19 protein-coding genes, 1 tRNA gene and 1 pseudogene are annotated in these 22,411 nt (G+C 71.0%); 8 read left to right on the top strand and 13 right to left on the bottom strand.

All coding sequences use genetic code 11. From position 1 onward, the window contains the following. The first annotated feature begins 45 nt into the window (after window positions 1-45). From FRAAL_RS10870 to FRAAL_RS10880, 3 genes are all read left to right on the top strand, one after another. A complete protein-coding gene (locus FRAAL_RS10870; protein ID WP_041939140.1) occupies window positions 46-1,101 on the top strand; it encodes an alcohol dehydrogenase catalytic domain-containing protein in 1,056 nt (351 codons plus the stop codon). Between the two features lie 170 nt (window positions 1,102-1,271). Beyond that, window positions 1,272-1,919, top strand: coding sequence for an HD domain-containing protein (locus FRAAL_RS10875; protein WP_041939141.1), 648 nt, complete (start codon window positions 1,272-1,274; stop codon window positions 1,917-1,919). A gap of 236 nt (window positions 1,920-2,155) precedes the next feature. Beyond that, the gene (locus FRAAL_RS10880) at window positions 2,156-3,193 is read left to right on the top strand and encodes a metallophosphoesterase (RefSeq protein ID WP_041939142.1); all 1,038 of its coding nucleotides are present in this window, start codon (window positions 2,156-2,158) and stop codon (window positions 3,191-3,193) included. Here FRAAL_RS10880 and FRAAL_RS10885 read toward each other — a convergent pair. The 3 genes from FRAAL_RS10885 to FRAAL_RS10895 all read right to left on the bottom strand — a co-directional run bounded on the left by FRAAL_RS10885 (window position 3,127) and on the right by FRAAL_RS10895 (window position 7,850). Beyond that, window positions 3,127-4,839 (bottom strand): sensor domain-containing protein, encoded by a 1,713-nt coding sequence (locus FRAAL_RS10885; protein WP_011603649.1) that lies wholly within the window; start codon window positions 4,837-4,839, stop codon window positions 3,127-3,129. The genes FRAAL_RS10880 and FRAAL_RS10885 overlap by 67 nt on opposite strands. A 133-nt stretch (window positions 4,840-4,972) precedes the next feature. Beyond that, window positions 4,973-7,216, bottom strand: coding sequence for a squalene--hopene cyclase (gene shc, locus FRAAL_RS10890; protein ID WP_011603650.1), 2,244 nt, complete (start codon window positions 7,214-7,216; stop codon window positions 4,973-4,975). Further along, window positions 7,209-7,850 carry a TetR/AcrR family transcriptional regulator gene (locus FRAAL_RS10895; protein WP_041940395.1) on the bottom strand — a complete coding sequence of 214 codons (642 nt, stop codon included), beginning with the start codon at window positions 7,848-7,850 and terminating at the stop codon, window positions 7,209-7,211. The genes shc and FRAAL_RS10895 overlap by 8 nt, the downstream gene beginning before the upstream one ends. A gap of 392 nt (window positions 7,851-8,242) precedes the next feature. Here FRAAL_RS10895 and FRAAL_RS10905 point away from each other — a divergent pair, with 392 nt between their 5' ends. Further along, window positions 8,243-8,773: a phosphatase PAP2 family protein gene (locus FRAAL_RS10905; protein ID WP_231861608.1), complete on the top strand. Its 531-nt coding sequence runs from the start codon at window positions 8,243-8,245 to the stop codon at window positions 8,771-8,773. A gap of 88 nt (window positions 8,774-8,861) precedes the next feature. Next, window positions 8,862-8,946 (top strand) — tRNA-Leu (locus tag FRAAL_RS10910). 140 nt (window positions 8,947-9,086) lie between these two features. Here the strand turns inward: FRAAL_RS10910 and FRAAL_RS10915 are convergent. Both FRAAL_RS10915 and FRAAL_RS34780 read right to left on the bottom strand, forming a co-directional pair. Next, window positions 9,087-9,713 carry an IS6 family transposase gene (locus tag FRAAL_RS10915; protein WP_231861609.1) on the bottom strand — a complete coding sequence of 209 codons (627 nt, stop codon included), beginning with the start codon at window positions 9,711-9,713 and terminating at the stop codon, window positions 9,087-9,089. Further along, the gene (locus FRAAL_RS34780; protein WP_083866759.1) at window positions 9,629-11,854 is read right to left on the bottom strand and encodes a sensor histidine kinase; all 2,226 of its coding nucleotides are present in this window, start codon (window positions 11,852-11,854) and stop codon (window positions 9,629-9,631) included. The genes FRAAL_RS10915 and FRAAL_RS34780 overlap by 85 nt, the downstream gene beginning before the upstream one ends. A 141-nt stretch (window positions 11,855-11,995) precedes the next feature. On the opposite strand from FRAAL_RS34780, the gene FRAAL_RS10925 reads away from it, so the two are divergent. Beyond that, the gene (locus tag FRAAL_RS10925; protein ID WP_011603655.1) at window positions 11,996-12,682 is read left to right on the top strand and encodes a DUF4386 family protein; all 687 of its coding nucleotides are present in this window, start codon (window positions 11,996-11,998) and stop codon (window positions 12,680-12,682) included. Between the two features lie 250 nt (window positions 12,683-12,932). Then, window positions 12,933-13,343 (top strand): VOC family protein, encoded by a 411-nt coding sequence (locus tag FRAAL_RS10930; protein ID WP_011603656.1) that lies wholly within the window; start codon window positions 12,933-12,935, stop codon window positions 13,341-13,343. Window positions 13,344-13,585: 242 nt separating this feature from the next. On the opposite strand, the gene FRAAL_RS10935 is transcribed toward FRAAL_RS10930, so the two are convergent. After that, entirely contained in the window at window positions 13,586-14,389 is an 804-nt protein-coding gene (locus tag FRAAL_RS10935; protein ID WP_011603657.1) for a nuclear transport factor 2 family protein, read from the bottom strand. A 120-nt stretch (window positions 14,390-14,509) separates the two neighbouring features. Between FRAAL_RS10935 and FRAAL_RS10940 the strand changes: the two genes are divergently transcribed. Next, window positions 14,510-16,714 (top strand): ATP-binding protein, encoded by a 2,205-nt coding sequence (locus FRAAL_RS10940; RefSeq protein ID WP_011603658.1) that lies wholly within the window; start codon window positions 14,510-14,512, stop codon window positions 16,712-16,714. A 159-nt stretch (window positions 16,715-16,873) separates the two neighbouring features. Here the strand turns inward: FRAAL_RS10940 and FRAAL_RS34785 are convergent. The 7 genes and pseudogenes from FRAAL_RS34785 to FRAAL_RS10970 form a co-directional block, all read right to left on the bottom strand. Continuing rightward, window positions 16,874-17,068, bottom strand: a pseudogene (locus FRAAL_RS34785) (integrase); the annotation flags it as partial. 53 nt (window positions 17,069-17,121) lie between these two features. Continuing rightward, window positions 17,122-17,862: an SDR family NAD(P)-dependent oxidoreductase gene (locus tag FRAAL_RS10945; RefSeq protein WP_041939144.1), complete on the bottom strand. Its 741-nt coding sequence runs from the start codon at window positions 17,860-17,862 to the stop codon at window positions 17,122-17,124. A 427-nt stretch (window positions 17,863-18,289) separates the two neighbouring features. After that, window positions 18,290-18,940 carry a CoA transferase subunit B gene (locus FRAAL_RS10950; RefSeq protein WP_011603660.1) on the bottom strand — a complete coding sequence of 217 codons (651 nt, stop codon included), beginning with the start codon at window positions 18,938-18,940 and terminating at the stop codon, window positions 18,290-18,292. Between the two features lie 2 nt (window positions 18,941-18,942). Then, complete coding sequence (locus FRAAL_RS10955) at window positions 18,943-19,695, bottom strand: CoA transferase subunit A (RefSeq protein WP_011603661.1); 753 nt, start codon at window positions 19,693-19,695, stop codon at window positions 18,943-18,945. 8 nt (window positions 19,696-19,703) lie between these two features. Beyond that, complete coding sequence (locus FRAAL_RS10960) at window positions 19,704-20,624, bottom strand: SDR family NAD(P)-dependent oxidoreductase (protein WP_011603662.1); 921 nt, start codon at window positions 20,622-20,624, stop codon at window positions 19,704-19,706. A 5-nt stretch (window positions 20,625-20,629) separates the two neighbouring features. Beyond that, window positions 20,630-21,853 carry a CaiB/BaiF CoA transferase family protein gene (locus tag FRAAL_RS10965; protein WP_050997080.1) on the bottom strand — a complete coding sequence of 408 codons (1,224 nt, stop codon included), beginning with the start codon at window positions 21,851-21,853 and terminating at the stop codon, window positions 20,630-20,632. Then, window positions 21,853-22,329, bottom strand: coding sequence for a Zn-ribbon domain-containing OB-fold protein (locus FRAAL_RS10970; RefSeq protein ID WP_011603664.1), 477 nt, complete (start codon window positions 22,327-22,329; stop codon window positions 21,853-21,855). Before FRAAL_RS10970 ends, FRAAL_RS10965 begins: the two co-directional genes overlap by 1 nt. Between the last annotated feature and the right edge of the window lie 82 nt (window positions 22,330-22,411).

A 22,411-nucleotide genomic window follows, 5' to 3' on the forward strand; every position in this document is an offset into this window, starting at 1 on the left:
ACGCGGCGGCCGGAAATGGGGCCGAAATACGTCAGGGAGAAGCGCGTGCGTGCAATCCAGTTTGCCGGAGTGCGGGACGTCCGCCAGGTGGAGGTCCCCAAGCCCACCATCGGTGCCGGTCAGGCTCTCGTCAAGGTCACGGCCGCCGGGGTGTGTCAGACCGACATCCACATTCGCGGCTCGGCCGAGGAGATGATTCCCGCCGGGACGATCCTGGGCCACGAGATCGCCGGTGAGATCGTCGACATCGCCGACGGCTTTCCGCACTTCTCGCCGGGTTCCCAGGTGATCGTGCATCCGGTCTGGTCCTGCGGCGTGTGCCGGCTGTGTGTCGCCGGCCAGGAAAACGCCTGCCGCAACACGGGGAACCGACTCTACCCGGCCCCGACGCCCGGGGTGTCCGTGAACGGCGGAATGGCCGACTACGTCGCCGTGAACGCCGCCGCGCTGGTCCCGGCCGACGGTCTGGACCCGGCCTTCGCCGCCGTGCTCGCCGACGCGGGCCTCGTGCCCTACCACTCCATCCGCGCCACCCTGGACCTCCTGCGCCCCGGTTCGACGGCGGTGGTCATCGGGATCGGCGGCCTCGGGCAGTTCGCGGTCGAGCTGCTGCGGGAACTCACCGCGGCGCAGGTCATCGCGCTCGACATCAGGGACGCGTCGCTCGCCGCCGTCCGGGGGAAGGTCGACCACGCGCTGCGCTCCGACGATCCCGAGGTCGCCGCGAAGGTCCTGGCGGTCACCGGTGGCTATGGTGCCGACGTCGTCCTGGATCTGGTCGGCAACAACCAGACCCTCGCGCTGTCGGGCGCCGTCGTCGCGCCCTACGGCGCCGTGCGGGTGCCGGGGCTCGGCGACGGGGTCTTCGCGTTCGAGACCTCGCAGACGTCGGTGTCCCTGCCGTGGGGCGCGTCGCTCACCCGCCCCTACAGCGGGAACCACCAGGATCTCCACGACCTGGTGGCGCTGGCCCGCACCGGCCGGATCACCGCCGACCTCACCCGGTACAGCTTCGACGACGGCCTGCAGGCGTTCGACGACCTCGAGGCCGGCAAGATCTTCGGTCGCGCGGTCATCGTCCTGGCTGACCCGGCGAGCTGACCCGGCGGGCTGACCCGGCGGGCTGACCCGGCTACGCGGGGAGAGGTCGACGCCGCTGGTGTCCCGGCGGTCGTCGGCCGCGTTCCCCGGCCGTTCCTGCGGCCGTTGTCCCGGGTACCTCCACGATGCTCGACCGACAACGGTCAGCCATCGACCCGGGGGGAGTCACCATGACCAGCAGCACCGTGCCGCTCGCCGGCGTTGCCATACCCGACACGAGCCTGGCCGCCCAGGCCACCGAGCTGGTGCGCGACGCCACCGACGACCTGATCTACCACCATTCGCGGCGGGTCTACTGCTTCGCCGGCCTGCAGGGCCGCCGCCGCGGGTTGAGCTTCGACCCGGAGCTGCTCTACGTCGCGGCGATGTTCCACGATCTCGGTCTCAACGAGGAGTTCCGCCGCAGCGGCCGGCGTTTCGAGGTGGACAGTGCCGACGAGGCACGCCGTTTCCTGCACGGGCACGGGATGCCCGAGGACAGCATCCGGCGGGTGTGGACGGCCATCGCCCTGCACACCACCCCAGGCATCCCGGAGTTCATGGAGCCCGAGGTCGCCCTGCTCACCGCCGGGGTGGAGTACGACGTGCTCGGAATCGGCTACGACGACGTCAGCGAGGCCGACCGGGACGCGATCACCGAGCTGCACCCCCGGCCGGACTTCAAACGTCGTATCCTGCGTGCCTTCACCGACGGCATCGCGCCCAGGCCGGACACCACCTTTGGCAATGTCAAGGCGGACGTCCTCGCGCACTACCTGCCCGGCTTCCGCCGCCGCGACTTCGTCGACACCATCCTCGACTCCCCGTGGCCCGAATAACGCCGGTGATGGCACCCCGCTCCGCTGCCGGCGCGCCGCGGACCAGGCAGTCTCCTCGGTCGCGGCGCGCCGCGTTTCGTTGCCTGTGCGGAGACGTTAACCCGTAATTCCGGGTACGTTCCGGCTGGCTCGATAGCTTGCCGAGGCTCGGAAGAAGGACAGCGGGGCGATCGCCTCGAATTGACCCGACCCCGAAGCATGAACCGCGCCGCCCTTTGTGTGAAGGAGCCTAACCGTTGCGTTACCGCAGGATTGCTTTAACCATTGTCGCGGCGGGTGCCCTCACCGTGACGACGTCGATGTCGGCCAGCGCGACGCCCCCGACCAGCGCCGGCGCCGCCCCGTCGACGATCGCCGTCATCGGTGACATCCCTTATGGTGCGGAGAAGATCGCCGCGTTCCCGGCGGACATCGCCAAGATCAATGCCGATCCCGACGTGTCTCTCGTCGCGCATCTCGGCGACATCAAGAACGGCAGCAGTCTCTGCTCGGACTCCTACTTCGCGACGATCAAGGCAGATTTCGATCAGTTCCAGGATCCGCTCGTCTACACGCCGGGCGACAACGAATGGACTGACTGCCACCGGGCGAACAACGGCGGTTACGTTCCCACGGAACGTCTCGCCGCGCTACGCCGACTCTTCTTCCCGGTGCCCGGCCGGACGCTCGGGGTGAACCCGAAGCAGGTGATCACCCAGGCTTCGGACCCGGCGTACGCCGCCTTCGTCGAGAACACCAGGTGGACCCAGTCCGGCGTGGTGTTCGCGACCCTGAACATCCCTGGCAGCAACAACGATCTCGGTCCCTGGTTCGGCGTGACCCCGCTGTCCGCGGAGCAGCAGAACGAGTACTCGACCCGGCTCGATGCCACGCTGTCGTGGATCAACACGGCGTTCAACTCCGCCCGGCAGACCGGCGCGCCCGGCGTCGCGCTGCTCCTGCAGGCGGACATGTGGGACACCAGCGCGCTGGCCGCGGGCGGGGACGGCCTGACCGGCTACGACGCCATCGTGAAGCGGATCGGCACCCTCGCCGGCCACTTCGGCAAGCCGGTGCTCCTCCTGGAGGGCGACTCGCACGTCTTCCGGGTCGACCATCCGTTCACCCGCACGGATCCGCTCTACGGCATCCATCCGCTGGCACCGAAGGACCTTGAGGTCCCGAACGTGACGCGGATCGTCGTCGACGGCAGCGGCCAGGCGAACGACTATCTCAAGCTCAGCATCGACCCGTCGGCCCCGGCCGTCTTCAGCTGGTCACGCGTCAACTTCTGACGCGTGTTCGCCGCCACCGGGGTCCGCATCTCGGTGGCATAGGCCAGGCGCTGGCCGGGACCGTTGCGCTTCGCCGTGTACATGGCGATGTCGGCGGCGTTCAGCAGGGTCTCGGCGTCGGCAAGGTCCGGGTTTGACAGGGCCAGTCCGACGCTCCCGGTCAGCGTGACGGGGCGGTCGAGCAGCCGGACCGGTGCCGCCAGCGCGGTTACCACCCGGTCGGCGATCGCCTCGAGGTCGGCGACGCCGTCGACGTCCTCGCAGAGGACGGCGAACTCGTCGCCGGCGAGGCGTCCGGCCACGTCACCGGGCCGCACGGCGTGGGACAGCCGGGCGGCGGTGGTGCGCAGCAGGTCGTCGCCGGCCTGGTGGCCGAGGGTGTCGTTGACGGCCTTGAAGCCGTCGAGGTCGACGAAGAGGACTCCGACCCGCCGTCCGTCGTGGCCGGCGCGGTGCAGGGCCCGGTGGAGGCGGTCGAGCAGCGCGGTGCGGTTGGGCAGGCCGGTGAGCCCGTCGTGCAGCGAGCGGTGGCGGATCTCGGCTTCCATCTGGAAGCGCAGGGCGGCCGAGCCGAGCACCGCGGTGACCGCGTGGACGAACTCGCGCTCCTGGTCCTCCAGCGGCGCCCGGTGCAGTTCGATCACGGCCAGCGGTCGGTCGGGGCGGCCGACCGGCACCGTCGTCACCCACGCGGCGGTGCGGCGCGGCGGATCCCGCTGCGTCCCGGTCGGGACCTGCGGTGCGCGCCGATCCTCGTGGGCGAGCGGGCCGACCCGCTTCCCGTCCGCGTCGAGACCGTAGGCCCGCACCAGGTCGGCGCCGAGATGGTCGGCCAGCGCCGTGACCGCCCGTTGCCACAGCTCGGCCGGCTCGCGCGCCTCCAGGGCCCGGCGGCCCAGGTCGGCGACGACCGCCTGCTCGGCGGAGCGGGCCCGCAGGCTGGCCAGCGCGAGGTGCAGGTCGGTGACGTCGCTGGCCACCGCGGCGACGGTGTCCACCTGGCCGCCGGGCCCGGGGATGGGCACGAGGTGCACGTCGAGGCGGCGGCCGAACGCCTCGAGGATCTGGTGGACGCGCTCCCCGTCGAGTGCCCGCCGCATGATCGACGTCGCCTGCGGCAGGTACGCGAACGTGGTGAAGATGGACGACGCTCGCGCCTCCGCCAGCCCGGCGGCAGCCTCCGGACTGGCGGTGCCCTCGCTGACGAGGACCCGCCCGCTGCGATCGATCAGGAACATGGACACCGGCGTGTTCTCCACGATGAGCCGCAGCCGGTCCTGGGCGGCGATCTCCTCGGACACGTCCTGGAGGTGGACGACGAAGTACTCCTCGCCATCCGGATCGGCGCGCAGCACGATGGTGGCCAGGGCGTGGCGCAGGTCGCCGTCCGGCTGCAGCAGCCGGACCATCATCCGTTCCCGGCGTCGGCCGCTGGCCTGGCGGAAGCGGATCTGCGCATGCAGGCGGGCGTGGTCCGCCGGGGTGGTGATCTTCTCCCAGTCGAGGCCGACGACCTCGGCCTCGGGCCGGCCGAACAGGGCGCAGGCGGCCGGGTTGGCCCGGCGGATGCGGTGATTCCGCACGGTTGCCTCGACGACCGCGATGTCCAGAATCTCGATGAGATCCGGCTGCACCCCCAGGGGCATGACTGTTCACCCGCCTACCAGCACGTTGCCATCGGGCTTCGTCCTACCCGGGCGCCCGACCGGTAAGCAGATGTATGCATTCAGTGATGACTTGGTGCTGTGGGTGGAGATGGTCGCCCGGCGGTCCGGCGAGTCAGTCGGACGGATGCTGGCGGCTGTGCAGGTAGCGGCCGAGGGCCATGACGGGCCAGACCAGCCGATAGCCGTGGTAGTTGAGGTAGAAGAAGCCCGGGAAGCCGGTGCCGGTGAACATCTCCTCGTCCCAGCCGCCGTCCGGCCGCTGCTGCTCGGTGAGCCAGCGAGCCGCGGCGGCCAGGGCGTCGGCGTGGACGCCGCCGTGATCGGTGGCGAGCAGGCCGAGCATCGCCCAGGCCGTCTGCGAGGGGGTGGAGAGTCCGCGGCCGGACCACGCCGGGTCGCCGTAGGAGCGGATGTCCTCACCCCAGCCGCCGTCGGAGTTCTGCCGCGACAGCAGCCACCGCGCGCCCGCCACCATCGCCGGGTGGGTCGGCGGGAGCCCCGCCGCCTGCAGGGCGGGCAGCACCGAGCCGGTGCCGTAGACGTAGTTGACGCCCCAGCGGCCGTACCAGGATCCGTCGGCCTCCTGGTTGCGCAGCAGCCAGTCGACGCCGCGCAGGGTACGCGGGTCGCGGATCCGCCCCGTCTCGCAGAGCAGTTCGACGACGTGCGCGGTGACGTCGGCGGACGACGGGTCGGTGAGCGCGCCGAAGTCCGCGAACGGAATCTGGTAGACGAGGGTGCTGGCGTTGTCGGAGTCGTAGGCCCCCCATCCGCCGTCGCGGGACTGCAGGGCGAACAGCCAGGCCGTCGACCGTTCGAGGGCGGCGTCGATCCGGGTGTTCGTGGGGTGGCGCAGCCGGCGAAGCCGGTTCAGCCGGTGCAGCGCCAGCACGACCTCGGCGGTGTCGTCGGTGTCGGGGTAGGTGTCGTTGTCGAACTCGAAGGCCCAGCCGCCCGGCGCCACGCCCGGGTGGGTGATGGCCCAGTCACCCCTGCGGTGCTGGATCTCCTGGCCGAGCAGCCAGTCGGCAGCCCGTTCCAGCGCCGTCGGAACCGGCGCGGATGGCGCCGGGGCGCCGGTCGCGACCCGCTGGGTGGGCAGCGCGGGCGCCACGTCGACGTCGGCAGGGGCGTCGATCCCCGCGTCGGCCAGGGCGAGGACGGCCAGCGCCGTGTCCCAGATCGGCGACTGGGAGGCCTCGATCATGCGCGAGCCGTCCTCGCGGTGCAGGGTGTACGCGTCCAGCGAGCGCAGCGCGGCGGCGAGGACCGGATGGTCGAGGTCGTAGCCGAGCAGGCGCAGCGCGATGATCGAGTAGACGGCGGGCGGCTGGATCCCGCCGAAGCAGCCGTCCGCCTCCTGCCGGGCGATGATCCAGCGTTCCGCGGTGCGCAGCGCGTGGCGGCGCAGGGGCCCGATCGGGTGGCGGTGGTAGCGGTGCAGCGCCGCGTCGAGCCCCCGGAAGAAGACCTTGGCCGTGTTCGGCCGGTCGCCCCCCAGCCGCCGCATCGCGCCCCGCAGCGTCCGTCCGCCGGCGGGGGACCGAGTGTCGGGGGACTGGGCGGCGCCGTGGGACTGGGCGGCGGGGACCTCGTCGGGGTCCAACTCGGCCAGGTCGAACGGCGCCGGGCACTGGGGGCGGGCGGCCGAGACGATCGTCAGGGGGACGATGGTCTGGCGGGCCCAGGAGGCGAACGAGTAGATGCTCAGCGGCGCCCGCGGGGGAAGGAACATGATCTCGGGCGGCAGGACCGGCAGGTCCTCCCAGCGCCACCAGCCGAACAGCGCCAGCCAGATCCGGGTGAACACCCTGGTCGCCGGGATGCCGCCGCGCTCGCGAATCCACGCGGCGCTGCGTCGCAGCGGTTCGTCGTCGGGTGAGTCACCGGCGAGCCGTAGGGCGATGTAGCACTCGACCGTGGTGGACAGTTCCCCGGGGCCGCCGAAATAGGTCGGCCAGGAGCCGTCGTCGAGGCGCCGGGAACGGATGTGCTTCGCGGTGGCCTCGGTCTGCTCGACGGTGCGGATGCCGAGGTACTCCCGCAGGAGGAGGTCCTCGGCGTCCATCGTCGGATTGGTCTCGAGGTCGAACTTCCACCAGCCGCGCGGGTCCTGCAGTCGCAGCAGGTGCTCGGCGGCCCGCTGGACCGTCTCCCGCAGTGCATTCTCCGGTGCCGGTGCCGGTGCCGGTGCCGTAGTCGGGGTCGGGGTCGGGGTCGCCACCGCTGCGGGGGTGGAGGCCGGTGCGGGCTCACCGGTGGGCGCGCTGGGCGACAGGGTGTCCGTGCGCCCGAGGTTCGGGGCGTGGTGCCTGCCATCCGCGCGGTCGACATCGCGAAGCTCGAGGTCAGGCACGGTGTGCGGGGTTCCTTTCGATGACGAGGCTGTCCAGGCAGATCAGGGCGGTGGCGACGAGATCCGCGGGATCGGTGCTGGCCGAGGCGCACCAGGCGCGCACGGCGACCTGCACGGCGGCGAGGAACGCGAACGCGGCCAGCGAGGCGTCGAGGTCCGTGCGTCGCGGCTGTGGGCCGTCGTGGTCGTCGCCCTCGACGAACTCCAGCGCGAACCGGTCGCCCAGGGCGACGATCCGGTTCTGGACCGCCCCGGCGAGCGCGGAGGCGTTGCCGATCGGCAGCAGATGATCGGTGTAGTGCCGCAGCGACTCGCCGTCCGGGCTCATGATCGTCCAGGCGTCGAGGACCGCGGCGCGCAGGGCGGTGAGCGGCGGCTCGTCGGCCGGACGCCGGCGCAGGGCCGTCAGGGTGAGCTCGCCCATCTCGTCCAACGGCGCGAGGGCCACCTCTTCCTTGTTCGCGAAGTAGCGGAAGAAGGTGCGGACGGACACGTCGGCGCCGGCCGCGATCGCCTCGACCGTGGTCGTGTCGTAGCCGTCCTCGTGGAACAGGGCGTGCGCCACGTCGATGATCGACTGGCGCGTGCGGCGCTTCTTGCGTTCCCGCAGGCTCTCTGCCTGCTTCTCGGACATCCCGCGCACCACCCGAAGACCTTGCTGGACTAAAGCGACATCCGGAACTTATGGCACGAACTGTCACTTGGCAAAGGGTGCCTACTGCGTCCGTGTGACAGTTGCCGGCTGTCGGCGCTCCCTCGGCGCCGCGAGGCGCGGCCGGCAGCGGGCGCCCTACGCCCCGGCGAGCCGGCGGGCAGGCATGTGCGCAGGCGGATCGGGTACGCCGTCATGCATGCTGACCTGGGGTATTTCGCCGCTCAAGGCCCGATCGGACCGGAGTCGGGCGCCGTGGCCGGGCCTCCTGGCATAGGCCGCTTCCTGCGCGCTGTCCGCGCCGATCACCTGTACCCGCGTCGAGAGGACGAGCCCCAGTGTCATGCACCTCCACCAGGAACCCGCCCGATGGTGTGCCGACCCTGATCGACCGCGGCGTGCTGCGCGCCGTGGTCGCTTCCACCGGCAGGCGCGCGCCGGTCGTGGTCAGCTCCCTGAGTAACCACCAGAAGCCGTGGCTGGCCGCGACCGTGGTCCTGCTGGTGCTCGGTGAACGTCGGGCCGCGGCGCGCGGGCTGATGGCCGTCGCCGCCGCGGGGGCGGTCAACGGAGTGCTCAAGAACCTGGTCGACCGGCGCCGCCCCCAGACGTCGGACTCCGCCGGTCGCGCCCCGTCCGGCGACCCTCCCCACAGCGCCTCGTTCCCGTCCGGCCACACCATCACGGCGGTCGCCTTCACCGCCGCGGTCACCGACGAGCTGCGCCACCCCCTGCTCGCCGCCGCCCTCGCGAGCATGGCCGCCGCCATCGGACTCGCCCGGGTCGCGGCCGTCCGCCACTGGCCGACCGACATCGCCGGCAGCGTCGTGATCGGAGCCGTCGGTGGTCTCGCGACCCGGCGCCTCGTTCCCGCGTCGCGCGTTCCGCGTCCCCCGCTGCCTTGATCTGCCGGTGGTCGGGGGTAGCGACAGGCACCCGCTCTGACCGTGTAACATCGCAGACGTGCGCGGGTGAGACACCCCGCGACCACCTGTCCGGGTGGCGGAATGGCAGACGCGCTAGCTTGAGGTGCTAGTGCCCTTTATCGGGCGTGGGGGTTCAAGTCCCCCCTCGGACACTCTCGTTCGTACATGATCGCTTGAGGTTGGGTCTCGGCGATCACTCTGTGGGCTCCTGGCTGGTAGGTGAGCTGGAGTCCGAGCGACACTGTTGCATTACGGGGAAGCTGAACATGCCAGCGGCTGGGGCGAGCGCCGGTCAAACGGCTGCGGCGAGTTCGGTGAACGCGGCTGCCAGTCGCAGCGGCGGGTGGGCGTCGATGGCGAGTTCATAGTGGCCGCGGCGGATGTTCTGGATCAGGGCGTGTCCGGCGCTGACGGTCTGGACCGAGCGCAGCCGTTTCAGCCCGCGCATAGGCCGCAGCCGTGCTTTCAACCGGCCGTGGTCGGCTTCGATCCGGTTGTTCTCCCGGGCGGCGTCGACGTGGCAGGCCTCCGGGAGCAGCTCGTCGAGGACCCGCGGGTAAACGGCGGCCTTGTCGGTGGTGACCTCGACCGGTCGACGGCCATGAGACAGCGCCCGGGTGAAGAAGCGGCGGGCGGCGGTTTGGTCGCGTCGTTCGCTGGCGAAGACGTCGATGACCTGTCCGTGCTGGTCAACGGCACGGTACAGGTAGGTCCAGCGGCCGGCGACCTTCACATACGTCTCATCCACGAACCACCTGTCGTCCGGCCGATGCCGACACGGCCTGGCCGCCTCGGCAAGCAGGGGTACGAAGCGCTGCACCCACCGGTAGACAGTCACGTGATCAACTTCGAGGCCGCGTTCCGCGAGCAGCTCCTCGACATCCCGGTACGACAACGCGAACCGCAGATACCACCGCACCGCCAGGACGATCGCCTCCGGCGGGAACCGGAACCCCGCGAACTCCGACACCGGAACCGGCGGACAGCCACGACGTCGACGCATCCCTCGATCATGACCGATCGACGGCCGCTGGACAGCGGACTCCGCCGATGCAACAGAGCCCGGATGGTTGTTCCGGTGCCGGGGTCGGTGTGGACGGTCAGCGACCCGCCGAAGGCTTCGGCTCGGTCGGCGATGCCTCGCAGCCCGGGTCCACTGGGCTGAGCGCCGCCGATGCCGTCGTCGCGGACCTCGACGATCAGCTGCCCGTCTGGGGCTGAGACGTCCACGGCGATGGTGGTCGGGTGGGCGTGTTTGACCGCGTTCGCCATCGCCTCGCAGGCGATGAACCAGGCGGCTGCCTCCAGATCGGGCGGATATCGCCGGTCCGGAGCAGAGATCTTGATGGGTACGGGGGTGCGGGCGGCGACGTCGTCGAGCGCGGCGGCGAGCCCGCCGTCGGCGAGGACCGCGGGGTGCAGGCCGTTGGCCAGTTCGCGGAGCTCGACCACGGCGGCCTGCAGCTGATCGATGCCCGTACTGATGGCTTGGCGTAGCGAGGCTTCGTCGCCGCCCAACTGCACAGCTCGTAGCTGAAGGGCGAGTGCGAGCAGGCGTTGCTGCGCGCCGTCGTGCAGGTTGCGTTCGATGGTGCGGCGCTCGGCGAACTGGGCCGCGGCGATCCGGGTGCGGGACTGGCGTACCTCGACGAGCTGGAGTGCGACCGCGGCGCGCAGGCCTGCGTTGTCGAGTTCGGCGGTCGCCGCCGTTGCCGCGGCGCGGACGAGGCCGGGTTGAGCCCTGCCACGGTCGAACGTCACCCGGGCGATGGGTCGGCCGCGCCGGTATACCTCGACGGCCGCCATAAAACTGTTGCCGGGGTTGGCTGGCTGTCCGTCTGCGCTGACCCATTGGCGACGGTCATCGACCAGGTAGGCCACCGCTAGCGTGGGGTCACCCAGTGCACGGCGCAACACCTCCTCAACGGCGACGTCGGGGTCGGGGTCCCGTAGATAGCGTCGGATCACCTGCAAGGTCTCGAACCGCCGCCGGCTAAACCGCCGGTCGACCCCTTCCTGGATCTTCCGGTAGGCCGGGGCGGTGACCGCGACAGCGGCGAGCGTCGCGAGCACCGCGGAGATCTGTGAACGCCCGGTCCGGCCGGCGAGCGACTGCCCGACGACGATCACGACCGTCGCGTAGGACGCCGCGAGCAGCCCGGAGACGAGCAGGTACGTGACGGCCCGGCTGAGGATCTCCTCGACGTCGTAGAGGTGGTACTGGCCGATCGCCAGCCCGGCACCGATCGCCAGCAGGCCGATCAACGTCGCCGCGGCGAGGCCGGCGGCGGTGTTGTTGCCCGCGTACGAGGCGGCGAACGACGCAGCCATCAGCACCGGCAAGGGGACCGCGGCCACCGCCACCCACAGCAACTGGCGGCGCTCGACGTCTACGGATCGGCGGAACCGGACGATCAGCGACACCGCCGCCAGCACAACACCAGCTCCAGTCGCCAGCCCCAGGACCCTGCGAGCGACCAGCAACGGACCGAGCGGCCCACCGATCAGCAGCGGATTGGTGACTGACTGGAACGGGGGCTGCATGGTCTCGGTGGTGACCAGACCCACGAGCAGCCACAGGCCGCCGGCGACCGCGGTCGCGAGCGCGATCCGTCCCCAACGGGCGGACAGCGGTCGGCCCGTCGGCGTCAGATGAAGAATGAGCGCGACGAGCACCAGCCATGGAATGAAACCGGCATCCGCGTAGATCGCCACCAGGTCCGCGGCGGGCAGACGACCCGGGCGGGCCACCGCGCCGTAGGCGGCATACCCCTGTGTCCCACCGGACAGCAGCAGGACGCCGCCCAGGGCGAGGAACAGCCAACCGACCGGATGGCGCGGGCGACGCAGCGCGAGAGCGACTCCGACCGTCGACGCGGTCGCCGCGACCAGCACAAACGGGATCTCTGCCCCGCCGGTGGTCGTCACGAGGTCGGGACGTCCCATGGCGCGCAGACGCTGATCCAGCCACACCAGCACACCGACGCCGGCCGGCAGCAGCAGCCACGCCGCCCCCGCGACAGCCACCGCGGTTCTCCGCCGCGCCAGCGTCATCTCCATCCGTGAATGGTGACACCGCACCGGTCGTCTTTTCTTCCGGGAATACCCGGAAGAAAAGATCCGGGCGTACTCCGACGCGCCCCACGGTCCGGATGCGACACCGTCGCGGCAACCGTTCCACCCGCCGAAAGGACGCCTCCGATGACCCCATCCGCCCGTAGTGGCCCCACACCGCCCCCGGCCCTGCTGCTCTGCCTGGTCGCCGCACCCCTGGTCGCCCTGATCGCGCGACTTCTTTCCGCCCCCTGGGTGGACGATCCCGCGAACTTCCTCGCAGACGTCAGCGCCCACCCGACCCGCTCGGACGCCGGTGGTCTGCTCGCCATGCTCGCCGCGGCGCTCCTGATCCCAGCCGGCCTGACACTCGCGGCGGCCATCCGCCCACACAAGCCGAAACTGGCCGCAACCGGCGCCACGCTCACCGTCGTCGGCACGATCGCGCTCGCCGGTATCGCGACGGCCTCACTGATCGCCGGACAGATCGCCCGGCAACCCCAACGGGCCGCGATGGTCGACCTGTGGGACCACTTCCACAACGCCAGCATCGGAAACGTCATCTTCTTCGCGCTCGTCGCCGGCGGCGTCGGTTACCTCCTGCTCGCCATCGGCCTCTACCGCGCCCGAGTCGCCCCGCTACCGGCCGCCGCCCTCACCGGCCTCGGCGGGGTCGGCATCATGCTCACCGCCCCCGGCCCAGCCCGTCCAGTGATCATCGGTGTCGCGGTGCTCGCGCTCGTCGGCTTCACCTGGGTCGCCGCGGCATTCCGCCCCCGAACTGACCCCGACCACGCGCATCGCACCACTCCCGCAGCCAACACCGCCGCCTAACGGCCGCCGCCGCGCTGGCCCGCGCCTGTCCCACTATCCAGCCTGCCAATGGCCATCTCCCAGCCGCGGCACCAATTCCACGACGAGCCCGGGAGGGGTCGTCCACCGACGGCCTCGCATTTCCCCGGGAGTCATCGCCGCCGCTCACCAGTGCGGCCGATCTCCGCAAGCCAGATCTCCACTCATGCCGTCACCGAGACAGACCTGGCAAACCAGGTCGAGCAGATGTCCTGACCGAAACGAGGACGCAGTGCCGGTCACAATCGGTTTCAATCACGTCGCCACGCTCACAGCCGATCTCGATAAGATCGTGAAGTTCTACACCGACGCACTCGGGGCCACGATGACGTCCGAGATGCAGGCTGTGGGAGACCACCCACGCATGGCCGTCGTCGACCTCGGTGAAGGTGCCGCGCTCAATGTCTTCGAGGTGCCGGCCGAAGCCATCATCGGCGACAGGCGCCAGAAAGGCGGGCGGGGCCCGATCGACCACTTCGCTCTCGCCGTCGACTCGCTGGAGACCCTCCAAGCCACTAGGGATCGGCTGCGCAGTCTGGGGGCTGACACCGGCGAGATCCAGCGGCTCGGATCCGAGTGGTCGCTGTTCTTCCGCGACCCGGACGGCATGGAGCTGGAAATCTGCTGCCATGCCGATCAATGAACCGCTCGACCTGCAGCTGCCGGTCGAAGGTGGGGTGCGGGGTCAACACCGGCGCGGTGCAGGTCCGCCAGACGGTGGCGACCCCGACCGGGTAGCCCAGCCCGACGAGCTCGCCGTGGATCCGGCGGTGGCCCCAGGTCGGGTTCTCCTGCGCCAGGCGCAGGACCAGATCGCGGATCTCCCGGCGGATCAGTGGCCGTCCGGGCGACTTCCGCGGATAGGTCCATTTCCTGACCCAGCGTCTACGCCACCATTGTGGCCAGTTGCCCCACCGACGCTTCGAGTTGGGCAGCGGAGACAAGCGGCAGACGCGGTACTTTTGCCGGGTGGGTGACCGCCGCCCAGTCGTAGGTGTGGGTCACCTCGGTGCGGCCGTCGTCGGTCGGGGTGAGCGTCCAGGTAAAGCGGTGACCGTCCGCGCGCTGACTCGGTCGGCCGGGCGCCCAGCCGATGACCCGGTTCTCGGTGAAGGTCACGACGTGGTTCTCGATCCGGTAGTCACCCTGCTCGTCGTTGTGCATCGCCATGACGAAGGTGTCGCCGACGGCGCCGATCGGGTCGAGGGTCTCGGCGCGGCGCAGGAAGCCGGTGGCGTCGAGCTCGGGGTGGCGGCGGGGGTCGCGGAGCACCGCGAAGATCCGGTCGGCCGGGGCGTCCAGCACCCGGGAGACGGTGGTGTGGGTCGGGCCGTTCATGGTGACCGGGTCGGGGTAGAACCGGGCCCATGCGATCCGTCCGTCGCGGGTGGTGAGCACCACTGGGCCGCGCAGCACGACCGTCGCCCCGGTCGGGGCGGTGCCCCGCATCTCCCACTCCGACCACAGTTCGTCGCCGTTCTGGGCGTGGCGCAGGATCTCGGCCTGCAGGTCCGGCAGCCCGGCCAGGATCTTCCTCCAGTTCGCGGCGACATGGTCGGAGCCGATAAACCCCTCATGCGGCTTCAGCGGCCGCTCGGCCACGTAGTCGTCCGTGAAGCAGCTGGCGATCCGCTCCGGGACGTGGGAATTGATCGCCACTCGCAACGCTTCCAGGGCCTCGGGGACCATGCCTTCGACTCCTCACTCGCCGGTTCGTCCTGTCACTGTCCATCGTGATCATCGGGATGCGGCTCGACAACCGGACAACGCCCGGACACCGCCCCTACAGCGGCGGACATAATCGAGATCGTGAATGATCCGTCGGGACCGGCGCGGAAGGCGCGCAGCTTCGCGGCCGTGCTGCGTGAACTGCGGGAGGCCAGGTCGCTGACCCAGCAGGAGCTGGCCGCCGCCGCGGGCCTGTCCGTCGATGCGGTCAGCGCGCTGGAACGCGGGCGGCGGACCCAGCCCCAGCCGCACACCGTGCGGTCGCTGGCCTCGGCGCTGCAGCTCCGCGACGCCGAGGCCACGGCGCTGCTGTCGACGCTGGGACGGGCGGGGAACGGGGCCCTCGAGATGCCGTCCCGCACCTTGACGTCCCACCCTCCGCCTCCGCCGGCTGTCCCGGTGGTCGGGCGGGACGACGAGGTCGCCGAGATCGTCGCCGCTCTGCGTTCCGCGCCGGGCCGGCTGGTGACGCTCACCGGCCCAGGCGGGGTCGGCAAGACCACCGTCGCGCTGTTGGCGGCACAGACGGTGGTCGCCAACCACCCGGGCGGGGCATTCTTCGCCGACCTCACCGACGTCACCGACCCCGACGACGTCCTCGCCGTCGTCGCCCTCGCGGCGGGAACCCACGCCGACACCGTGACCGGCCTCGCCGTGCACCTTGCCGGGGCGGCGGTCCTGCTCGTTCTGGACAACCTGGAGCGTGTGGCCGCCTGCGCTCCGCAGTTGGTCGAGCTGCTGTCGGCCTGTCCCGGCGCGGTGGTCCTGGCCACCAGCCGCGTTCCGCTGCGGGTGCGTCGGGAACGCGAGATCCGCATCGCCCCGCTGGACCCGACGGCGGCCGTGCGGCTCTTCAGCGAGCGGCTGACCGCCGCCGGCGCACGATCGCCGACGACGGGCGGGCAGGACGACGATCCCGTCGCGCAGCTGTGTCGGCAGGCCGACGGGCTACCACTGGCCATCGAACTCCTGGCCGCCGCAGCCGCGCGACTCGGCCCCCAGGCACTGCTGGACCGGGTCGATCAGTTGGCGGAGCTGCCTGTGGCCGGCCCCCGGGACCTGCCGGCGCGGCAACGCACCATGGCGGCCACCATCGAGTGGAGCTGCCGAATACTCGGCCCCGCGGCTCGCCGGCTGTTCCCGCGGCTCGCCATCGTCCCGGGCAGCTTCTCCCTGGATACCGTCGACGGGATCGCTGCGCCGGACACGGCGGATGCGGTGGGCGCGCTCGCCGAGTTGATCGAGCACTCGCTGGTCGCCCGCAGCGACGCCGGACAGGTCGCGCGGTTCCGGCTGCTGGAACCGGTACGCCGGTGCGCGCTCGAGACGCTCGAACCGACCGAGCGGGAGCAGGTCCAGCGGAGCGTCAGCCAGTGGGCCCTCCACACGGCGCGCGAACTCGGCGCACGGATCCGGGGCCGCGGCGACATGACGGCGGTGGAGCAGGTCGAGGTCGATCGCGGCGTGCTGCGGCTCGGGTACGACCAGCTCGTCGACGCCCGCCGTCACGACGACGCCGCCGAGCTGCTGTGGTCGGTGTGGTTGCCGATGTGGATGAGCGGGCACACCCGCGAAGGCTTCGCCTGGACCGAACGCCTGCGTGAGGGCGACCTGAGCGAGCGAGGCCGGGCCCGCTGGTTGGTGGCGCGCGCTGGGTTCAACCGCGTCGCCGCGAACCTGTTCGCCACCGCGGAGCGGGCGATGCGGCTGGCCGAACGGGTCGACGACGCCTCCCTGGCCGCGGAGGCGGCGATCTTCGCGTCGGCGGCGGCGCTGCGCCTGGGGGACTTCGACGGTTCAGGGGCTCTGCTGGCTCAGGCCGAGGCGCACGTCACGCAGCGGCTCGACGTTGGGAACGACGTGTGGGCGGCCGTGCACGTGCCCATCGGACGGGGGGACGGCGCGCTGCTGCGCGGCGACCGGTCCGCGGCGATGCGGCATTGGCGGGCGGCCGCAGCCACGGCGCAGGAGGTGGACAGCGGGTTCTCGGTGGCCGCGGTCCTCGCGGAGTGCGCGCAGGCCGCCCGCAGCGAAGGACGTCTGGACGACGCGGCCGTAATGCTCGCCGCCGCCGACGAGCTGGGCCCCCAGCGGGACGGGCACCGGCGTCGGGCGCACCTGGCGGGCGTGGCCGCTGCCGTGGCGGCCGAACTCGGTGACGTGGCCTCGGCGCAGTGGTGGGAGGGCGTGGCGGGACCGGACGCAGCTTCATTGGACACCGATGAGCTCCGCGAGCAGTTCCGGGAGCTGGTCCGGCGCGCCGACACCGTCTCCGGGCAGGACTGAGCTCGACCGTCCGTACCGGCGGCGTCCGGTCGGTGTCTGGTGGTCTCTCGCGAGCGGGGTGGCGAGACTCGAGGTCATCGGGTCGGCCTGTGGGGCTCCAGAATCCCGATTCGGCCTGTGATCTGGTCTGTTGCGGTTGATGCGATCTTCCGCGGGAGGTGTCGGATGTTTCGTGACCCCGAGAACATGGACGTCGCGGGTGGCGTGTTCGACGACGAAGAACACGTAGATCCGCTGGAGGAACGCGGTGTCCACCGTGAAGAAGTCGCAGGCCAGTATGCCGGAGGCCTGCGCGGACAGGAACGTGCGCCGGGAGGTGTCGGCCCGGCGGGGCGCGGGGTCAACACCGGCGCGGCGACCGGATCCGGAGAACCGACTACCAACCAGGCCCCAGTCTGGTCGACAGCTCATGCCCGCCACAGTTGAACGCCCGGTCGGGTAAGCACGACATTGGGCACTGCTGCGTAGCGCGACATCCGGCTCAACCCCATGACCAGCTCGGCGACGTCGTCAACCTTGATCATCTCATCTCGGGGAATACGGCCGCGCACCCACTCGGTCATATCGGTGTCGACGTAGCCCGGCGAGATGGCCGTGGCGTTGACGCCGCGCTTTCCCTCGGACACGGTGAGAGACTCGCACAGCGAGATCAGTGCAGCTTTGGTAGCCCCGTACGCGGCTAGATCCGGTTCGGCGGCAACGCCAGTGATCGACGCGATCGCGACGACCCGGGCGCCTCGGCTCCGCTGCGCGTCGGCCGCAGCCCGCAACGCCGGCAGCAGACGCTGCACGAGCAGAAATGGAGCCCGCAGGTTCACCGCGACCTGGACGTCCAGGCGACGCAGCGGGTACTCGGCGAACGGACCAGCCGTGCCCACACCTGCCGCGAGAACCAGCAGCTCCAGCCTGGGTGATATTTCGAGTTGGAAGCGGGCCAGTGCCTCGACGTCCGACTCCTGTGCCATATCCCCAGCGAAACCGTGCACATCGCCGCCCGCTGCTCGCAGCTGCGCGGCGGTCTCCTCGAGCGGTTGGGACCTGCGTGCAGCGATCACCACGGTATACCCCGCCGCGGCGAGTCTCTCAGCGATGCCGCGGCCGATTCCCCGCGAGCCTCCGGTGACCAGTGCTGTGGCGCGGTCGTTCATACCGGCCCGGCCATCGTCTCGATTCGCCCGAGTGCCAGGGCCGCCCGCTCGCGCGGGAGCGATACGAGCCGAAGGGCGGGCACCGGTGGTCGGCTCCGGCCTGGTGTCCATGCGTCGGTGTAGTCCGCCACCTGCCAGGTCTCCCTCCCGTCCGAATCCGTGATGGACATTCTTGCGCCGGCAGGGATCGGCCCTGGCGGATCCCACTGCATGCCGGATCGGCTGGACCTGACGATCCCGTCGATGTGTCTGCTTTTCGGTTCTTCGCTCAGTGGAATCATCGCCTTTGCTGTGGGTGACCCGAATTTTCGCGCCAGTAGTGCTCGATGTTCACTTCAAAGGGGCGGGATCACTTCGAGGAAAAGTGTCGGCCCGATTCCCTTCCCGGCGGGGCCGAAGTCGCCGCCGGCAGTACTCCCGCCGCCTGCTATCCGGCCGAACGGTCCAGGGCCTCGACGAGATCGGCGCCGGTGCGTCGCCGGACCTCGTCGAGGGTCACCGCCGGAGCGAGTTCGCGGAGTACGAGTCCGATGGGTTCGACGTCGATCACCGCGAGGTCGGTGATGATGCGGTGCACGCATCGTGTGCCGGTCAGCGGCAGGTCGCACTCGCGGACGATCTTCGGCGCGCCCGCTCTGTTCGTGTGCTCCATCATCACGATGACCCGCCGGGCCCCGTGGACGAGGTCCATCGCGCCGCCCATGCCCTTGATGGTCTTTCCCGGGATCGTCCAGTTGGCGAGGTCCCCGTTCCGCGAGACCTGCATCGCGCCCAGGACCGCGACGTCGATGTGGCCGCCGCGGATCATCGCGAACGACCCCGCGGAATCGAAGAAGGCCGCGCCGGCCAGCACGGTGACGGTCTCCTTGCCAGCGTTGATCAGATCCGGGTCGACGTCGTCCTCGACGGGGTAGGGGCCCACACCGAGGATCCCGTTCTCCGAATGCAGCACGACCTCCATCCCGGCCGGCAGGAAGTTCGGCACCAGGGTCGGCAGCCCGATGCCGAGGTTCACGTACTGGCCGTCGCACAGTTCCGCCGCGACCCGTGCGGCGAGCTGGTCGCGGTCGAGACCCACGATCACCCCTCCGTCCTGATCATTCGCTTTTCGATGCCCTTCCCGTCCGGACCCACCTCGATGACTCGCTGGACGAAGATTCCCGGCGTGTGCACCTGTTCGGCGGGCAGGTCGCCCGGTTCGACCAGCCGCTCGACCTCGGCGACAGTGATCCGTCCGGCCATGGCGCACAGCGGGTTGAAGTTCTGCGCCGACCGGGCGTAGACCAGGTTGCCGTGGCGGTCTCCCACGGCCGCCCGGACGAGCGCGAAGTCCGTCGTGATGCCGTGCTCCAGCACGTACTCCCGGTCGCCGAACCGTCGCGTCTCCTTGGCGGGCGAGGCGACGGCGACGTCCCCGGCCGGCGTGTAACGCCACGGCAGCCCGCCGTCGGCGACCGCCGTCCCCACCCCCGCCGGGGTGAAGAACGCCGGGATTCCCGAGCCCCCGGCCCGCAGCCGCTCCGCGAGTGTGCCCTGTGGGCACAGTTCCAGCTCCAGCTCCCCGCCGAGGTACTGGCGGGCGAACTCCTTGTTCTCCCCGACGTAGGAGCCGGTCGTGCGCCGGATCCGCCCGGCGGCGAGCAGGAGCCCCAGTCCGGCACCGTCGACGCCGCAGTTGTTCGACACCGTTTCCAGATCGGTCGTCCCACGCGCCAGCAGCGCCTGGATCAGGACGTGCGGGATTCCGCACAGCCCGAACCCGCCGACGGCGAGCGATGCACCGTCGGCGATGTCGGCTATCGCCTCGTCGGCCGAGCCGCAGGTCTTGTCCATCGGTCGCCTCAGAAGGCCGCGGCGGCGGAGGCGGAGCCGGCCTCGGCCCGCCGAAACGCCGCGCTCAGCAGGTCGCGCTCCTGCTCGGCGCTCATCGGCACCCCGTAGCCCGTCTCCGAGCAGATGACATCCCACCGGTCACGGACGTCTTCGAGGCTGAGCTCCGGCGAGTAGAAACCAGGCGATTCGGCGATGAAGATTCGGGCGACCCGCCCGGCCGCCGCGGAGAAGATCTCCCCGCTGGTCGGGCAGGATTCGTGGGACAGGAACGCGACGACGGGCGAGACGAGCGCCGGGTCGAGCCGACGCTCCCAGTCCTCGTCGAGCAGTCCCGCCGACATGGTGGTCGCGGCGATCGGCGCGAGGACGTTCGCCTTGACGCCGTGGCGTGCACCCTCCAGCGCGAGTACCCGGGTCAGCCCGACGAGGGCCATCTTGGCGGCGCCGTAGTTGGTCTGGCCGAAGTTGCCGAACAGCCCCGCTGCCGACGAGGTCGACACGATCCGGCCGTACCCGCGATCCCGCATGTGCAGGTAGGCCGGGCGGGTCACGAAGAACGCGCCGCGCAGGTGGACGTCGAGCACCGGGTCCATCAGGTCCGGAGTCATCTTCGGAAACGTCTTGTCCCGGACGATGCCCGCGTTGTTCACGACGATGTCCAGGCCGCCGAAGGCGGCCAGGGCCGCGTCCACGATCGCCTGACCGCCCTCCGGCGTGGCGACAGAGCTCACGTCGGCGACGGCTGTTCCCCCCGCCGCGACGATCTCGTTCACCACGGCCGCGGCCGGCGCGACGCCGACACCGTCCGCGGGCGGCGCCGGGTCGTTGACGACCACGGCCGCGCCACGGGCCGCGAGTAACAGGGCGTGCTGCCGGCCGAGTCCGGCGCCGGCGCCGGTGATGACGGCGACGCGGCCGTCGAATCGCATGTCGGTCAAGACCGTCCACCTTCGTGTGTCACGACGACGCCGCGCGCCACGAGCGCATCGACGTCGAGGTCGGAATAGCCGAGGTCGCGCAGCACGGGGCGGGTGTGCTGGCCCAGCCGCGGCGCGCGGGAGGCGATCACACCCCCGGCGCCGTCGAACAGGACCGGTTGCCGGACGACCCGCACCCGCCCGCCGCGCTCGTCCGGTCCGGCGCCGGGCGGATCGCCGTCGCCGGGCACGTCGACGATCATCCGGCGGGCGACGACCTGCTCGTCCGTGGTGATCTCCCGATCGTCGTAGACCGGGCCGAACCCGACTCCGTGCGCGGCGAGCTGTGGCTCGAGCAGAGCCCAGTCGGCCTTGCGGAAGGCCGACCTCAGCTCGTCGGCGATCGCCCGGCGGTCCCGTTCGCGCTCGACGGTGCTCAGCGTGGCGAGATGGTCCAGCCCGAGTGCGGCGCACAGTCCCCGCCACTGGTGGTCCTCCCCGGCGATGCTCAATGTGAGCCGTTCACCGCGCGAGTTCTCGACCACGCCGTAGCCGGGGTCGAGCGGCGGGTACGGCGCGGGATCCAGCCCGTTGAGCTCGGACACCAGCACTGTGCTGCGCCAGCTCACCAGCGAGTCGAGCATCGAGACGTCGAGGTACCCGGCGGTCCCGTTACGCTCGCGGCCGAGTAACGCTGCGACGACCCCGAAGGCGGCGAACATGGCCGAGGCCAGGTCGGCCAGGGGGAGTGGCGCCGGCCGCGGGTCGTCGCCCTGCACCAGGCCCGTCATGCCCTGCATCGAGATGTCGTGCCCGCCGCGCGCCCCGAGCGGGCCGGTCTGCCCGAAGCTGGAGATCGACGCGTACACGAGCGCCGGCAGGCGGGTCCGGGCCTGGCGCGGTCCGATCCCGAGACGGTCGACGGTGCCCGGCTTGTAGCCCTCGACGACCGCGTCGGCGGTCGGGGCGAGCCGCCAGAACACCTCCCGCCCGTCCTCGGACTTGAGGTCGAGCGCGATCGAGCGCTTGTTGCGGTTCAACGCCTCGAAATGGCCGGTGAATCGCCGCGTCGGGTCGCCTCCCGTGGGACGTTCGATCAGGATGACGTCGGCGCCGAGGTCGGCCAGCAGCATCGTTGCGAACGGCCCGGGATACTGCTCGGCGAGGCTGAGCACCCGCAGACCGGCGAGTGGCAGATCCGGCCGCGGCCGGGTCGGCCGCTCCGGCTGCGACGGAACCATCACGACCGGTCTCGGACGGGCTCGAACCAGAAGTCGGTCACCCGCCCCTCGCGCTTGTCGCCAAAAACCGCACGTACCGGTGCCTCGATCGCGATGTCGGCCGGCAGCCGATCGAGATCGCCGAGGTCCACGCCGTGCACGTAGTTGCAGATCGACGACGTCGCGCCATCGAGCCGCACGTAGGCGACGACGTACGGGACGGGCGGCGAGCCGGCGAACGGGGCGGTCACGACCGTGACGGCCTCGATCCGGCCGGTGTCACCGACTTCGACGAGCTCGTCGATCGGGACGAAGCAGTACTCGCAGAAGGACTTCGGCGGCACGCTCACCCGACCGCACTGTGCGCATCGGCAGCCGAGGATCCGCTGCTCGCGCAGGGCGTCGAAGAACGCCGTCGCGAACGTCCCGATCGTGTACTGGTAAGGGATGTGCCACTCGCCGGGGATGCGCGTGGGGACAGTCGTGGGAACGGTCATGTCGGACCTCGTGTCTGTCAGGTGGCCGGTGGTGCGGGGCGTCTGCTGTCCGGGCGTCGGCCGCGTGCGACGACGGCCGGGG

Origin of the sequence: Frankia alni ACN14a, from assembly GCF_000058485.1 — a bacterium.
GTDB lineage: Bacteria > Actinomycetota > Actinomycetes > Frankiales > Frankiaceae > Frankia > Frankia alni.